The organism is Williamsia soli (assembly GCF_017377795.1).
GTDB classification, from domain to species: domain Bacteria; phylum Actinomycetota; class Actinomycetes; order Mycobacteriales; family Mycobacteriaceae; genus Williamsia; species Williamsia soli.
Window position 1 is genome coordinate 739,104 of record NZ_JAFRDR010000002.1, and the last position, 15,174, is coordinate 754,277.

General features: G+C 65.0%; 15 protein-coding genes. 4 read left to right on the forward strand and 11 right to left on the reverse strand.

Translation table 11 applies throughout. The annotated features are described in order from the left end of the window. Positions 1–26: 26 nt before the first annotated feature. From mutM to rsmD, 6 genes are all read right to left on the reverse strand, one after another. Positions 27–884, reverse strand: coding sequence for a bifunctional DNA-formamidopyrimidine glycosylase/DNA-(apurinic or apyrimidinic site) lyase (gene mutM, locus J3S28_RS08035; RefSeq protein ID WP_207839367.1), 858 nt, complete (start codon positions 882–884; stop codon positions 27–29). Beyond that, on the reverse strand, positions 877–1,590 hold the full coding sequence (rnc, locus tag J3S28_RS08040) for a ribonuclease III (RefSeq protein WP_307796942.1): 714 nt from the start codon (positions 1,588–1,590) through the stop codon (positions 877–879). Before rnc ends, mutM begins: the two co-directional genes overlap by 8 nt. Before the next feature lie 17 nt (positions 1,591–1,607). Continuing rightward, entirely contained in the window at positions 1,608–2,195 is a 588-nt protein-coding gene (locus J3S28_RS08045; RefSeq protein WP_307796944.1) for a YceD family protein, read from the reverse strand. A gap of 78 nt (positions 2,196–2,273) precedes the next feature. After that, entirely contained in the window at positions 2,274–3,047 is a 774-nt protein-coding gene (locus tag J3S28_RS08050; RefSeq protein ID WP_084891503.1) for a DivIVA domain-containing protein, read from the reverse strand. A 238-nt stretch (positions 3,048–3,285) separates the two neighbouring features. Next, on the reverse strand, positions 3,286–3,774 hold the full coding sequence (gene coaD, locus J3S28_RS08055; protein WP_207839369.1) for a pantetheine-phosphate adenylyltransferase: 489 nt from the start codon (positions 3,772–3,774) through the stop codon (positions 3,286–3,288). Between the two features lie 13 nt (positions 3,775–3,787). Continuing rightward, entirely contained in the window at positions 3,788–4,366 is a 579-nt protein-coding gene (gene rsmD, locus J3S28_RS08060) for a 16S rRNA (guanine(966)-N(2))-methyltransferase RsmD (RefSeq protein WP_207839370.1), read from the reverse strand. Between the two features lie 187 nt (positions 4,367–4,553). Here rsmD and ectA point away from each other — a divergent pair, with 187 nt between their 5' ends. The 4 genes from ectA (at position 4,554) to J3S28_RS08080 (ending at position 8,110) form a co-directional block, all read left to right on the forward strand. Continuing rightward, the gene (ectA, locus tag J3S28_RS08065) at positions 4,554–5,075 is read left to right on the forward strand and encodes a diaminobutyrate acetyltransferase (RefSeq protein ID WP_207839371.1); all 522 of its coding nucleotides are present in this window, start codon (positions 4,554–4,556) and stop codon (positions 5,073–5,075) included. A gap of 174 nt (positions 5,076–5,249) precedes the next feature. Further along, complete coding sequence (gene ectB / locus J3S28_RS08070; protein WP_207839372.1) at positions 5,250–6,527, forward strand: diaminobutyrate--2-oxoglutarate transaminase; 1,278 nt, start codon at positions 5,250–5,252, stop codon at positions 6,525–6,527. Positions 6,528–6,564: 37 nt separating this feature from the next. Further along, the gene (locus J3S28_RS08075; RefSeq protein WP_084838630.1) at positions 6,565–6,963 is read left to right on the forward strand and encodes an ectoine synthase; all 399 of its coding nucleotides are present in this window, start codon (positions 6,565–6,567) and stop codon (positions 6,961–6,963) included. Between the two features lie 274 nt (positions 6,964–7,237). Continuing rightward, entirely contained in the window at positions 7,238–8,110 is an 873-nt protein-coding gene (locus J3S28_RS08080) for a Sir2 family NAD-dependent protein deacetylase (protein ID WP_207839373.1), read from the forward strand. Between the two features lies 1 nt (position 8,111). On the opposite strand, the gene proB is transcribed toward J3S28_RS08080, so the two are convergent. From proB to J3S28_RS08105, 5 genes are all read right to left on the reverse strand, one after another. Beyond that, the gene (gene proB, locus J3S28_RS08085) at positions 8,112–9,218 is read right to left on the reverse strand and encodes a glutamate 5-kinase (protein WP_372435972.1); all 1,107 of its coding nucleotides are present in this window, start codon (positions 9,216–9,218) and stop codon (positions 8,112–8,114) included. Further along, positions 9,208–10,677 carry a GTPase ObgE gene (gene obgE, locus J3S28_RS08090; protein ID WP_207839375.1) on the reverse strand — a complete coding sequence of 490 codons (1,470 nt, stop codon included), beginning with the start codon at positions 10,675–10,677 and terminating at the stop codon, positions 9,208–9,210. The genes proB and obgE overlap by 11 nt, the downstream gene beginning before the upstream one ends. A 99-nt stretch (positions 10,678–10,776) precedes the next feature. Beyond that, positions 10,777–11,040, reverse strand: coding sequence for a 50S ribosomal protein L27 (gene rpmA, locus J3S28_RS08095; RefSeq protein ID WP_084838633.1), 264 nt, complete (start codon positions 11,038–11,040; stop codon positions 10,777–10,779). A gap of 33 nt (positions 11,041–11,073) precedes the next feature. Further along, positions 11,074–11,385, reverse strand: coding sequence for a 50S ribosomal protein L21 (rplU, locus tag J3S28_RS08100; protein WP_084838634.1), 312 nt, complete (start codon positions 11,383–11,385; stop codon positions 11,074–11,076). Positions 11,386–11,554: 169 nt separating this feature from the next. Beyond that, the gene (locus tag J3S28_RS08105; protein WP_307796948.1) at positions 11,555–15,004 is read right to left on the reverse strand and encodes an Rne/Rng family ribonuclease; all 3,450 of its coding nucleotides are present in this window, start codon (positions 15,002–15,004) and stop codon (positions 11,555–11,557) included. Positions 15,005–15,174: the final 170 nt, after the last annotated feature.

Genomic DNA, 15,174 nt, shown 5'->3' on the forward strand with positions numbered 1-15,174 from the left:
GATCATGCATGCCCGGTCCGCGGCCTCTACAGCCGCGGGCGCACCTGACACCGCGGGCAGCTGAAGGAACTGCGATTCATGAACTGCTCCCGTCGCATCGCTGCACCGCAACGCCGGCAGGGCTTGCCCTCTCGGCCATAGGCATTGAGCGACCGCTCGAAGTAGCCCGACTGGCCGTTGACGTTGACGTAGAGGGCATCGAACGAGGTTCCGCCCTGTTCGAGCGCCTCTTTCATCACTGCCGCAGCGTTCTCGAGTACTGCGCGTAGCGACTTGACCGGCAGCTTGTCGGTGAGACGCTGACCGTGGATCTCACTGCGCCACAACGCTTCGTCGGCATAGATGTTCCCGACCCCGGACACCACCGTCTGGTCGAGGAGAGCACGTTTGATCTCGGTGTGCTTGCCACGCAGAACTTTGACGACGGCCGACTGGTCGTAACCTGGGTCGAACGGGTCGGGTGCGATGTGGGTGATCGACGCCGGTACGGAGCCGACGATGTCGTCAACCATCCATGAGCCGAAGGTTCGCTGGTCGACGAACCGCAGTTCGGTGCTGTCGTCGAGGGTGGCGCGGATGCGCAGGTGCTTTTCGTCGGCTGCGCCCGCCGATTGCACGAGCATCTGTCCGCTCATGCCGAGGTGCACGAGTATGGCGATCGGGTCGGCGGCGGCGGCCGGATCCGCCTCCAGCCACAGATACTTGCCTCGTCGCCGGGCGGCTGTCACCGTCGCCCCGGCCAGCAGACCGATGAGATCTGCAGCACCGCCTAGTTGTCGCCGCACCGCACGCGGATGTAGCACCTCGACGGCAACGATGCGCTTACCTACGACATGTCCGAGAAGGCCGCGGCGAACAACCTCCACCTCGGGCAGTTCAGGCATCGTCTCCGGTACCCGAGATCGCTTTCCATGCGGTGGAAGCAGCGATCTGCTCGGCTTCTTTCTTGGTCCGACCGACGCCGGAACCCATCGAATCGCCTCCGACCATCACCGTCGCAGTGAACTCCTTGCAGTGGTCAGGGCCGGTCGAGGTGATCTGGTACGCCGGAACCCCCAGGCCTTTTTCGGCGGTCAATTCCTGCAGTGACGTCTTCCAGTCGAGCCCGGCGCCCAGCGCCGCCGACCGGGTGAGCGCCGACTCGAACAGGGCCAGCACCGTGGTCCGCGCGGTTTCCAGGCCGTGTTCGAGGTGGACGGCGCCGATGAGTGCTTCCATGCCGTCGGCGAGGATGCTCGCCTTGTCGCGGCCGCCGGTCATCTCCTCGCCGCGACCGAGCCGCAGATGCGCCCCGAGTCCACCGGGACCGAGGCCCTTGGCAACCGCGGCGAGCGCGTGCATGTTCACGACGCTGGCCCGGATCTTGGCGAGCTCACCTTCCGGGCGGTCGGGGTGCGTACGGTACAGCTGCTCGGTGATGACGACCCCGAGTACCGAGTCACCGAGGAACTCGAGCCGCTCGTTGGTGGGCAGCCTGCCGTGCTCGTACGCGTACGAGCGGTGCGTCAAGGCGAGGGTCAGCATCTCGTCTGACAACGAGATGTTGAGCGCCGCGAGCAGTTCTGCATGGTCGACGTTTGAGTCGGACACCTCACGGACGCTCTCTGTCACTTCTTCGACTCAGGATCCTCGGCGAACTTCGACGCCAACCCCGCCCAGCGGGGATCGATGACCTCATGCTGGTGACCGGCTTCGGCAAGATCCAGCCTGATCCCGCATTCGGGGCACAGTCCCGGACAATCCGGCCGGCACAGTGGAGCGTTCGGCAGGTCGAGCGCGACGGCATCGACCACGGCTTGCTCCAGATCGATCTTGTCGTCGACGATCCGATGGATGTCCTCGGCATCGGTCGTCTGTTCCGTTGTGCTGTTCGGGTACGCGTACAGCTCGGTGACGTACACGCTGGCGGTCCCCGCGATGGGCTCCAGACAGCGAACACACTGCCCTTCGGTCTCGCCGCTGACGCAGCCGGTGACCAGGACCCCCTCCGAGACTGCCTCCAGACGCAGATCGAGATCGACATCGCTGCCCGCCGGGATCGCGATCATGTCCAATCCGATCCGTGGGGCAGGGGTGATGGCACGATGCACCTCTCGCATCGAACCGGCCCGCCTACCCAGACTGCGGATGTCCAAGGTGAAGGGGCCGTCGATGGTGCGATCGTGGCGTGATTGTTTGCTTTCGCGCTGCGACACAAGGAACCACGATACGCCTGCGGACGGCTGTGTCCGCAATCCGTGACGCGCCGGGTCAGCCGCGCCACAAATTGCGGGTCAGACGGCCATTCCGGTACCGAAGTCACCGCGCCGGACGTGCTCGGCGTAGTCGTGGACACCTGCCCCGGTACGCAGCTGCTGACGACCACGGTTGACAGAACGTATCGTCCCGGTGAGCAGCTCCTCGAACTCCGCGAGTTTGTTGTCCACATAGACGTCACACTCGCCCCGGAGGCGGTCGGACTCGGCGTGCGCCGCGTCGATGACCCGCTCGGATTCCGCCCGGGCAGCCTGCACGACCTCGGTCTCGGAGACGAGCCGCTGCTGCTCGGCGATCCCCTCGGCGACCGACCGTTCGTAGTTCGCGTTGCCCGATTCGATCATCCGCTCGGCCTCGGCATGAGCACGTCCGGTCACCGACTCGTACTCGCGATGCGCCGCCGAACCGATGCGCTCGGCCTCTGCGGTGGCATCAGAGAGCAACTGTCCCGAATGCGACTGCGCCTCTGCGACCATCCGATCGGCTGCGGACTTGGCCTCCGACAGCACGCGGTCGGCCTCCGACCTGGCGTGCGCCAGCGTCGAATCAGCCTCTGCGGTGGCTTCGCCGACCATGGTGTCGGCGTGCATCCGGGCATCGCCGATCAGCTTGTCGCGCTGGTCGAGGACGTCCTGCGCGTCATCCAGGTCGCCCGGTATGGCGTCCTTGACGTCGTCCAGCAGCTCGAGAACGTCGCCTCGAGGAACGACGCAACCCGCTGTCATCGGAACACTGCGCGCTTCTTCGACGATGGCGCCCAGTTCGTCCAGTGCTTCGAAAACCCGGTACACAGCTACCTCACTCCTCGCCGCACATGCCGAACGAGCCCGGTCGACTCGCCCTTGCCACAGTGCGATCAGTGGTTGGTGTTAATTCTGTGACTATTGTGCCCAATGGTGCGGCTGTGACGCGGCAACCGGGCCGGTGTGTCGGCTCTACGGTAAAGCGAACACGCTGGATATACGCGGTGACGGAAGATCTGGGGCGTACCGACCTCGAATCTGCCGTTCCTCAGATCTGCCGTCCGCTTCAGACCTGCCGTTCATCGGACAGTTTCGCCAGCAACTGCTCGTGCACCAGAGCCGGTAGGAAATCGCCGACCGCCCCGCCGAGGCGTGCGACCTCTTTCACGAGCGAGCTGGAGACGTGCGCCAGCCGCGGATCGGTGAGCAGGAATACGGTTTCCACTCCCGTCAGATCACGGTTCATCTGCGCCATCGGCATCTCGTATTCGAAATCGACGGCACCGCGGAGCCCTTTGACGATGGTGTCGAGGCCCTGCTGGCGGACATAGTCGACGAGAAGGCCCTGCCAGCTGTCGACGCGCACGTTCGGAAGATGCGCGGTGGTTTCTCTGATCAGCTCGAGTCTCTCGTCGATTCCGAAGAAGCCACGCTTCTTCGGATTGACGGTCACGAGGATCACCAGCTCGTCGAAACGGGCGGCGGCGCGCTCGAACACATAGAGGTGACCGGAGGTCACCGGGTCGAATGATCCTGGACACACGGCTCCGGACATGGCTGACAAGTTATCAGTCCGCCGAGTCCGCGCCGTCGACCGCGGATGCGAATTCGGCCAATTCGATGCGGGTTTCCCCGTATCGGCGGACGTCGACGTCACCGAACTCTTCGGGCCACGCGGTGACCGGGCTCCGCGAAGATCGCTCGATGATCACCGTCCCGCCGGGCGCAACGCGGCCGGCAACGAGCAGTCGCAAGAGTTCCGACAACTGCTCATCCGGTAGGTCGTACGGCGGATCGGCGAACACGATGTCGGCAACACTCCCCGACTTGCGAAGATGCTCGACCACCCGCCGGCGCTCGACCACTGCGCCGGATAGGCCGGCGGACCGGATGTTCGCCTCGATCACCCTTGCGGCCCTGTTGTCGGATTCGACCAACACCACGGACCCGGCACCGCGTGACAGCGCCTCGAGACCCAGTGCCCCCGACCCTGCGAACAGATCGAGCACCGCCGCGCCGTCGAAGTCGACGCGGGCCGCGAGAATGTTGAAGATCGCTTCCCGGACACGATCGGTGGTGGGCCGGGTGCCCGCCTCGGGAACCGCCAGCCGTCTGCCCCGGGCGGCGCCGGCGATGATGCGGGTCATGCCGCCTATTGTCCCGGTCGATGGTGCGTGGATGCGCACCGGGATGCGTCTGCAATGGTTGAACAGTTCAAGTATTTGTGACCCACCTCACAAAGCATGGTTGAGCAGGGGTTAAAGGGGTGCTTTCAGCACCAATTTCCGCAGGCGGGTGACATTGGTGTGATGCCTTGTTAACTTGAAAATCGATATGAGCCCAACTCAGATCAGCGCTACCCTAACCGCCGCGCCGGACGCGGTGGCATTTCGTAAGCCAAAGGTTTCCGACGGAGTCCGGCTCTGGGAAATCGCCCGTGATTCGAAAGTTCTCGATCTGAACTCGAGTTACGCCTACCTTCTGTGGTGTCAGGATTACGCCCAGACTTCAGTGGTCGCCGAAGTAGACGGCAAAGTGGTCGGTTTCGTGACCGGCTACCTTCGTCCTCAACTTCCGGACGCGGTCATGGTGTGGCAGGTAGCTGTCGACGCCGACCAGCGGGGACTCGGATTGGCCGGAAAGATGTTGAGCCAACTCATGGATCGGCTCGAACCCCGCGGCATCACCACGCTGCACACCACCATCAGCCCGGACAACACCGCGTCGCAGGCCTTGTTCGCAGGCCTCGCGGAACGTCGTGGGATGGACTTTCGTCGGGAAGACTTGTTCTCCCCCAACGACTTTCCGGATGACCACGAGGCAGAAGATTTGTACATCGTCGCGCCGCGACGCTGACATCGGTAACTGACGGACGTCGACACTACCCGGACGACCTCCGTCGCGACCTCTTCAGGGTCGCTCCCGGCAGGAGCAGGATCTACCCGCCCGCCAGCACTTTGTTCATCAGTCGAAAGATGGCTGCCCATCAGTCGCACTCGGCTGAAGTTTTCGCACCCTTCGGAGGACGAAATGACTGCATCAATTCAAGAAACCTTTTCCAGCAACATCTTCGAGACCCGCGAGTCCGAAGTCCGCAGCTACAGCCGCGGCTGGCCTGCAATCTTCACCAAGGCCAAAGGCGCATGGCTGACCGATCGCGACGGCAAGCAATACCTCGATTTCTTCGCCGGCGCCGGAGCGCTCAACTACGGACACAACAACCCCGTCCTCAAGGCCGCGCTGCTGGACTACATCGAGAGTGACGGGATCACCCACGGCCTCGACATGTCCACGGTCGCCAAAGGCGAGTTCCTGCAGACGTTCCAGGACAAGATTCTCGAGCCCCGTGGGCTCGACTACAAGGTCCAGTTCCCCGGCCCGACCGGCACCAACGCCGTCGAGAGCGCGCTCAAGCTCGCCAGAAAGGTGACGGGCCGGACCTCGATTATCAACTTCACCAACGCATTTCACGGAATGACTCTGGGTGCCCTCTCGGTGACCGGCAACTCGATGAAGCGTGCCGGCGCCGGAATCCCACTGGTGCACGCCACCCCGATGCCGTTCGACAACTACTTCGGCGGCGTCATGGAGGACTTCAGCTGGTTCGAGCGAGTGCTCGACGACTCGGGCAGCGGCCTGAATCGTCCGGCTGCGGTCATCGTGGAGACGGTCCAGGGTGAGGGCGGCGTGAACATCGCACGGCCGGAATGGCTTCAGGCCCTCGCCGAGCTGTGCAAGCGACGCGAGATCCTGCTGATCGTCGACGACGTGCAAATGGGTTGCGGACGCACCGGGCCGTTCTTCTCCTTCGAGATCGCCGGCATCCAGCCCGACATCGTCACGATGTCCAAGTCCATCGGTGGCTACGGGATGCCGATGGCGCTGACCCTGTTCAAGCCGGAGCTGGACGTCTGGTCGCCGGGTGAGCACAACGGCACCTTCCGTGGTAACAACCCCGCATTCGTGACGGCCAAGAAGGCGATCGAAGAGTACTGGTCGGACGACTCTTTCGAGAAAGAGGTCATCGCGAAGGGCGAGCGCATCCGCGACTTCTTCATCTCGCTGTGCAGCGCCCACCAGGGCATCAGTACCCGTGGCCGCGGCATGGTCCAGGGCTTGGTGTTCGAGGATGCCGACGCCGCCGCCAAGGTGTGCGGCCTCGCGTACGACCGCGGCCTCCTGGCCGAGACCTCCGGTCCGTCCGACGAGGTCGTGAAACTGCTGCCTCCGCTGACCATCACCAACGAGGAACTCGATCAGGGTCTGGCCATCCTCGGGCAGGCCACCGCCGAGGTCCTCAACTCCTGATTCGCCCGAAATCTGAGCTATCGAAAGGATTTCATACATGATCGTGCGCACCACCCAAGAAATCACCGGCACCGACCGCGATATCGAAGCGGAGAACGGCAACTGGCGTTCCAAGCGCATCGTGCTCGGCGGCGACAAGGTCGGATTCTCGTTTCACGAGACCACCATCAAGGCGGGGTCGGTCAACGAGTTCCATTACGCCAACCACGTCGAGGCGGTGTGGCTCGTCGAAGGCGAGGGCACGCTGACCGACCGGGAGACCGGCGAGGTCTACCCACTCGGACCGGGTTCGATGTACCTGCTCAACGGACACGAGAGGCACACCGTCAAAGCCGACACTCAGATGGTCATGCTCTGTGTGTTCAACCCACCAGTGGTCGGCAATGAAACGCACGACGAAAACGGGGTCTATCCCCTCGTGACCGTCGGCACCTGACGGGGTTCGGCCCACCGCGCGCGCAGTTCGCGGACGGGCCTTCGCCGGGTAGCGCTGTCCTGGCGTCTACACGAGGGCGCCAGGTTCGCCCGCCCCTGAACCGCCGCCGCGCACACCTATAACGCGGCCGGACCCACAAAGGCTCGGCACCCCTGATCAGGGTGCCGAGTCTTTTTCGTCTCCTACCCCGAGGGTTGGGTCGTTGTGGCGGCGCCCACCTGGGGTTTTCCCCGCAAAAAGGGCACACTATCGGGGTCCCGGTACTCTGGGTGGAGTGCGTACTCGCCCCATACAGTGGGCACCAGCCCAGCCGACAACGCCGGACCCGGACCTGCCCGACCGCATCGACCTGCTCAATGACCTGCTGGCTGGTGCACGTACCCTCGCGCTGACCGGCGCCGGAGTCTCCACGGATTCAGGCATCCCCGACTACCGCAGCCCGGGCACACCCGCCCGGACCCCCATGACGATCGACATGTTCCTCAGCACCCCGGAGTTCCGCCGCCACTACTGGGCTCGAAACCACCTCGGGTGGCGGCATATGGACTCCGCGCTACCCAACGCGGGTCATCGCGCCCTCGCTGCCCTCGAGCGCAAAGGCACGATCAGCGGCGTGATCACCCAGAACGTGGACATGCTGCACCTCAAGGCGGGCAACCGCGCCGTCCTCGAACTCCACGGCTCGTATGGACGGGTGAGATGCCTCAGCTGTGACCACAAGATCTCCCGGCATCGCCTCGCCGATCTCCTCGAGCCGGCAAACGCCGACTTCGTCAGCCGGATTCGGGGTCGCGGTGCGATCGAAGTCGCACCCGACGCCGATGTCGTTGTCGCGGACACCAGCGACTTCAGCATGGTCGACTGTCTGAAGTGCGGCGGAATCCTCAAGCCCGACATCGTCTACTTTGGCGAAAGCGTACCGAAGACTGTTGTCACGCAAGGATTCTCCATGGTCGACGACGCCGATGCCCTACTCGTTCTCGGGTCGTCGCTGACAGTCATGAGTGGACTGCGGTTCGTCCGGCACGCCAGACGCACCGGCAAACCGGTGTTCATCGTCAACCGCGGTCACACCCGCGGGGATGAGCTGGCCACGATGAAGATCGATGGTCCATGCTCGCAGGTGCTGCAGTCGCTGGTGAGCTGATCTACAGCGCGACCAAGTCGTCAGCGTGCACGACGGGACGGCGCAGATCGGCCGGGAGTGCGCCGCTCGACTTACCGAGCATCTCGCTGACTTCCGACGCGTCGTAAGCGACCACCCCGCGGGCTCGGACCTGACCGGTCTGGTCAGCGAGATCCACGACGTCTCCGCCGAAGAACCTACCGGCGACAGCGACGATTCCCGCAGACAGCAGCGAGCGCCGTGCCGTCGACACCGCGCGCACCGCACCGTCGTCGAGCACGAGGCGGCCGGTGGCCTCCGCGGCATGCCGAACCCAGAACTTGCGTGCCGAAAGTCTCTGGGCGCGAGGCGAAAACGCAGTGCCGACCGACGCATTTGTCAACGCGGCCGCAGCATCGGCAGCGGCGGCCAACAGGACGGGCAAACCGGCGTCGGCGGCCAGACGGGCGGCAGACAACTTCGACGCCATCCCTCCGGTGCCCAGTGCACCACCTGTGCCCGCGATGACCCCGTCGAGGTCCTCGGGACCGTCGACCTCTGGGATCAGGGTCGCTCCGCCCTTGCGCGGATCGCCATCGTATAGCCCATCGACATCCGAGAGCAGGACGAGTGCGTCGGCTCCCGCCAGATGAGCCACCAGAGCAGCGAGCCGATCGTTGTCGCCGAACCGGATCTCGTTGGTGGCCACGGTGTCGTTCTCGTTCACGATCGCGACTGCGCCAAGGGAGCGCAGCCTGTCGAGGGTCCGCTGGGCGTTGGCGTGATGGGCGCGCAGCGACACGTCATGCGCGGTCAGCAACACCTGCCCGACCGTCCTGCCGTACCGGGCGAAAGACGTGTTCCACGCGTGCGCCAATGCCAGCTGGCCGACACTTGCCGCAGCCTGCTTGGTCGCCAGATCCTGCGGCCGCGACTTCAGCCCCAACGGGGCTATACCGGCACCGATCGCACCGGAGGAAACCACGATGACGTCAGAACCCGCGCACATCCGGGCTTCGATCGCGTCGGCCAGCGCATCGAGCCGACCGGTGTCCAAGCCCGTCGTCAGCTCAGTCAGTGCAGACGAACCGATCTTGACCACAACACTGCGTGCACCCGAAATCCTTTGTCGAGTAACGCTATCCACGATCGTCGGGTTCCTCGAGTTCGGGGTCCAGGCCACGGCGCAGGCGACGGGCGATCTTTCGGTCGGTGGCGCCGATACGTTCGGGACGATCGAGCCTGATGTCGGATCCGCGCCCGCTCATCGGGAAGTCCTCGGCGACCGGGGTCATGGGTTCCCATTCGAAGGTCACCTCTCCGATGGTCACCGAACAGCCGGCTTCGGCACCTAGTTTGATCAGTTCGGCCTCGACGCCCAGGCGATTGAGCCGGTCGGCGAGATATCCGACGGCCTCGTCATTGCCGAACTGGGTCTGCTTGATCCAGCGTTCCGGCCGGACGCCGCGCACGATGAACCCGCCGGGTTCCGCCGGGTCCGAGATGATCGAGAAGCCGTTGTCGTCGGTCGCGATGGGCCGGATCACCGGGCGTCGTGCGACCGGCTTGGGGTGATCGATGCGGTACTGGCGTACGAGATCCGCGAGGGCGTAGGTGAGTTCTTTCAGGCCCTTGTGGGTGACCGCCGAGATGGCGAAGACCGGCCAGCCGCGCTCGGACAGTTCCGCGGTGACCATCTCGGCCAGTTCTGCGGCGTCCGGCACGTCGATCTTGTTCAGGATGACCACGCGAGGCCGATTCGCCAGATCGCCCAGCCCGGTGTCGGACTGCAGCGCAGGCTGGTATGCCGCGAGTTCAGCTTCCAGTACGTCGATGTCGGTGACCGGGTCGCGGCCGGGCTCGAGCGTTGCGCAATCGACCACGTGTGCCAGGACGGCACATCGCTCCAGGTGTCGAAGAAAGTCCAGGCCCAGGCCGCGGCCGGTGGATGCCCCCGGGATCAGACCGGGTACATCGGCGATGGTGAACACATCCGAACCGCTGTTGACCACACCGAGATTGGGTCGCAGGGTGGTGAACGGGTAGTCCGCGATCTTCGGCTTGGCCGCCGACAGCACGGACACGAGCGAGGACTTGCCCGCCGAGGGAAATCCGACCAGACCGACGTCGGCGACGGATTTGAGTTCGAGAACGAGCTCGCGGATCTCGCCTTCTTCGCCATTGAGGGCGAAGCCGGGCGCCTTGCGTGCCCGCGAGGCGAGCGACGCATTGCCCAGCCCGCCGCGACCGCCCGACGCGGCGGCGAAAGTGGTGCCCTCGCCGACCAGGTCAGCGAGGAGGCGGCCGTCGGCGTCGAGCACCATCGTGCCGTCGGGAACGGGCAGGATCAGCGGTTCACCGTTGGCCCCGTCACGGTTCGCTCCTGCACCCGGGCGTCCGTTTCCGGCTTTCGCGTGGGGGTGGAAGTGGAAGTCGAGCAGCGTGTGGACCTGCGGGTCGACGACGAGCGTGACGTCGCCGCCGTTGCCGCCGTTGCCGCCATCGGGTCCGCCGAGCGGCTTGAACTTCTCGCGGTGCACTGACGAGCAGCCATGTCCCCCGTTGCCCGCGGTCGCGTGAATCGTCACGCGGTCAACAAATCTCGACATTTTTTCACCTTGAGAGAGTTCGGAGAATTCCTAAGGGGCGGACCGGATCGATTGACCCTGCCCGCCCCTTGGGAGCTATGAAAAGCTGACTACGCGGGTTCAGGCCTGCGCAGGTTCCGGCACGATGTTCACGGTCTTGCGGCCGCGCTTCGCACCGAACTCGACAGCACCTGCAGCGAGAGCGAACAGGGTGTCGTCGCCGCCACGCCCGACGTTCACGCCGGGGTGGAAGTGCGTGCCGCGCTGACGGACCAGGATCTCGCCTGCGCTGACCTGCTGGCCACCGAAGCGCTTCACACCGAGTCGCTGGGCATTCGAATCGCGCCCGTTGCGCGAGCTGGATGCACCCTTCTTATGTGCCATGACAGTTCTCCTGAAAAGTGTGTGGGGCTGTTTTTACTTGATACCGGTGACCTTGAGCACCGTCAGCTTCTGACGATGCCCCTGGCGCTTGTGGTAGCCGGTCTTGTTCTTGAACTTGTGGATCTTGATCTTCGGTCCCTTGACATGCTCGACGACCTCGGTGGTCACCGAGATCTTCGCCAGCTTGTCGGCGTCCGTCGTCAGGTCCGCGCCATCGACGACAAGCGTCACGGGCAGCGCGACGGTGTCGCCCAGCTTGCTGTCAATCTTCTCGACCTTCACCAGATCGCCTTCAGCGACCTTGTACTGCTTACCGCCGGTCTTGACGATTGCGTACGTTGCCATCGGAGAGCTACCTCTTACTGTCTGTCGTGGTTCGTTCGGGCTCTTGCCCGTTGCCGATCCGGCCGGGCGCTGCAGGACACAGCGCTATCCGTCCGCCGAATGGCGACTGATCCAGGTTACGGGAGTATGGCCGACCGGGTCAAACCAGCGCCTGTCGCCGTGTCGCCGTTCACTCCTCTACCGGCGGGCCCGCCGGCCTGCCGGCCGCCCGTCGACGCGGTTTGCGGCGCACCGCGACCGCCGGTTCGTCAGAAGGTGTCGTCGATCCCGAGGTCGTGATCGGCCCCGACGTCGTCAGCGGCGGTGTTGTGACCGGTTCCGCGATCATGACCTCGGTGATCACCGCTGCGTCCGGCGACGTCGCTGCCGGTGCCGCCGCCTTGCGACGGACAGCACGGCGTCGCTTCGGCGGTGCTGCCTCGGCCGTGGGCTCGGGCTCCGGCGCGACGGTCTGGGTCACGGCGACGGGCTCATCGGCGATCGGCGGCTCTGACTCAGCAGCATCCGCCGGCACGGGTGCCACGGTCTCTTCGACCGACATAGCCGGAGACGTGGTGTCCTCGGTCTCGGCAGCCGACGTGATGCTGTCGGACTCGGCCGGCGCCTTGGCGTTTCGTCCCGCCCCGCGCCTCGACCTGGACCTCGAAGAACCGTTGGTCCTGGGCTCGACCTCCGGCGCAGACTTCTCGTCCGGGGTCTCGGCGGCATCTGACGAGGCCAGGTTCGACGCCGAGTCGGTGACCTCGAAATCCTTCAACTCCTCGCCGGTGACCTCGGTTGTCTGCGCTTCCGGGTCAGCGGCATCGGGATCGGTCGTGTGGCTCGCCATCGCGCGGAACATCGGGTGCTCCGCCGGGCTGTGGGCGGCCGGCTTGGTCTCCGTAGCGGCAGGCTGTTCGGGCTTGCCACCACGCCTGTTACGCCTGGCGCGCTTGGCGTTGTCTCCGCCGCTGCTGCCACCACGACCCGAGTCGTCTCCGCCACCGGAGATCTCGACCGGGTTCGCATGGATGACGATTCCCCGGCCGCTGCAACACGTGCAGGTGGTCGAGAAGGCCTCGAGCAGTCCGGTTCCGAGTCGTTTACGAGTCATCTGGACCAGCCCGAGCGAGGTCACCTCGGACACCTGATGACGGGTGCGATCGCGGCCGAGGGCCTCGGTGAGCCGCCGCAGCACCAGGTCCCGGTTCGATTCGAGCACCATGTCGATGAAGTCGACGATGATCATGCCGCCGATGTCCCGGAGCCGCATCTGCCGCACGATCTCTTCGGCGGCCTCGAGGTTGTTCCGGGTGACCGTCTCTTCCAGATTGCCGCCGGAGCCGGTGAACTTGCCGGTGTTGACGTCGACGACCGTCATCGCCTCGGTGTGCTCGATGATCAGGGTTCCGCCGGAGGGCAACCAGACCTTACGATCGAGCGCCTTGGCGAGCTGTTCATCGATGCGATGGACATCGAACACGTCGGGGGCGTCGGCGTGGGCCTTGTCGAAACGCTCGGTGCGATCGAGCAGGTCAGGCGCAACGCTGCGCACATAGTTCTCGACCTGATTCCAGGCGCCGTTTCCCTCGACGACGAGCTTCTTGAAGTCCTCGTTGAACAGGTCGCGGACGACCTTCACCAGGAGGTCCGGCTCTTCATACAGGGTCTGCGGAGCCGCTGCTTTCGACTTGCCGGCCGCGGGATTGGCAGCGTTGATGGTTTCCCATTGCTGCTGCAGACGTTCGATGTCGCGGGTCAGCTCGTCAGCGGCCACCCCCTCGGAGGCGGTACGAATGATCACACCGGCGTCGTCGGGGACGATCTTGCCGAGGATTCCCTTGAGTCGCTTGCGTTCGGTATCGGGCAGCTTGCGACTGATACCGGTGGATCCGCCGCCGGGGACATACACGAGGTAGCGGCCTGCCAACGAGATCTGCGTGGTCAGCCGTGCACCCTTGTGTCCCACCGGGTCCTTGCTCACCTGCACGAGAACCGGGTCGCCGGGGCGCAGAGCTTGCTCGATCTTGCGTGAGCCGCCGTCGAGTCCAGCCGCATCCCAGTTGACCTCACCGGCGTAGAGCACGCCGTTGCGTCCTCTGCCGATATCGACGAACGCGGCCTCCATACCCGGCAGCACGTTCTGTACTCGGCCGAGATAGATGTTGCCGACCATCGATGACGAGTTCGACGTGGTCACGAAGTGTTCGACCAGCACGCCGTCCTCGAGAACAGCGACCTGGGTGTAGTCACGGGTGGCCGGCGGCGCAGCCTCACCGGCGTTGTCACCGTGGGCGTCGTGGGTCACGGTCGCCGCCACACCGGAGCGCTCACGGACGACCATCACACGGTCGACCGCTTCGCGCCGGGCCAAGAATTCCGATTCACTCAGGATCGGCGGTCGCCTGCGGCCCGCATCACGGCCATCGCGACGCCGCTGTCGTTTGGCCTCGAGCCGGGTGGATCCGGAGATGCCCTGGACTTCGTCGCGTCCTCGTGCCTTGTTGCGCGGTTCGCGCTCGTGTACGACGGTGTTCGGCGGATCATCCGACGGTCCGGAGTCGTCGCCATCGCCGCCCTTGCGGCGACGGCGGCGCCTGCGCCGCCGGTTGGCGGAACCGCCATCCGCGGAGTCGTCCTGTTCATCCGATTCCGACGAGTCAGCGTCGGTGTCGGAGTCCTTCGACTCCTCGGTATCCGACGTAGCCGACGCCTCGGAGGTTGTTACGTCGTCTCCACCTTGCTCAACCTGCTCGTTGTCGGCCTCGGTCCGGGCCTTTTTCGGCCGACTCCGCTTGCGTTTGCTGCTCTTGGTGTCCGACTTGTCCGACTGGTCGGCGTCGTCCGAGGCAGGCTTCTCGTCGGCCGAGTCTACTGATTCGGTCTCGTCCGAGGCGGGCACATCATCAGTGGTCTTCTCGCCCGAGCTACCCTGATCGTCCGTCGCATTCTGATCGTCCGTGGCGTTCTGATCGTCATTTCCGCCCTGATCACCGCGACCGCGACCGCGGCCGCGACGTCCGCGACGCCGCTTGCGGGACGCAGTGTCGCCGTCGTCATCGTCGGAGTCGTCCTGGTCTGCGTTGTCCTCGGTGTCGGCAGATTGCTCCGCGGACAGGAACAGCGGCGATCCGCCGCCCGCCGGTGCCGCCGGAGCAGAGCTGGGGCGTGGCAGCTCTTCTTCGATCGCCGAGAAAAGGTGTGGGGTGGGGGCAGGAACCGCAACGACATCCGTGGTCTCCGGCTCTACGGGAGCCGGAGAGGGCTCGTCCACGGCCGGAGCAGCAGGCGACGCCGTCTCGGCGGATTCGTCGCCCTGCGCGGTATCCGCGGCGCTCTCGCCCTCCGCGGTGTCCGCCGCAGCGCTCACACCCTGCGCAGAGTCCGCGGGGCTCTCACCTGCGACGCTCTCGCCTGCAGGGTCGTCACCTGCAGCAATCTTGTCGCGCACCGCGATTGCAGTGCTCCTGACGATGCTCGATTGCGGGCTGCGTGCCACGATCCCGAGGTCGGCGAGATGCACCAGCACCTCACGACTGCTCAGGCCAAGAATTCTGGCCAGCGCGTGCACGCGCATCTTGTGCGGAAACTCTTGCGCCGAATTCGTATTGACTTCGTCCGGCGACTGGTTGTCGGCCACGTATTCTCCTCGAGCCCCCGGGCGCGGATAAACGCGGCCACGCGAGGGCTGTGCTATTTACCCGGCCGGGGCCGGGATTGTAGGTCTCGCTTCGCCCGATTTCTACGAGAACTTCTCGCATTCACCGGCGACGCCTGGCGTGATGACTTGACTACTGCTCGAGTGCCGCG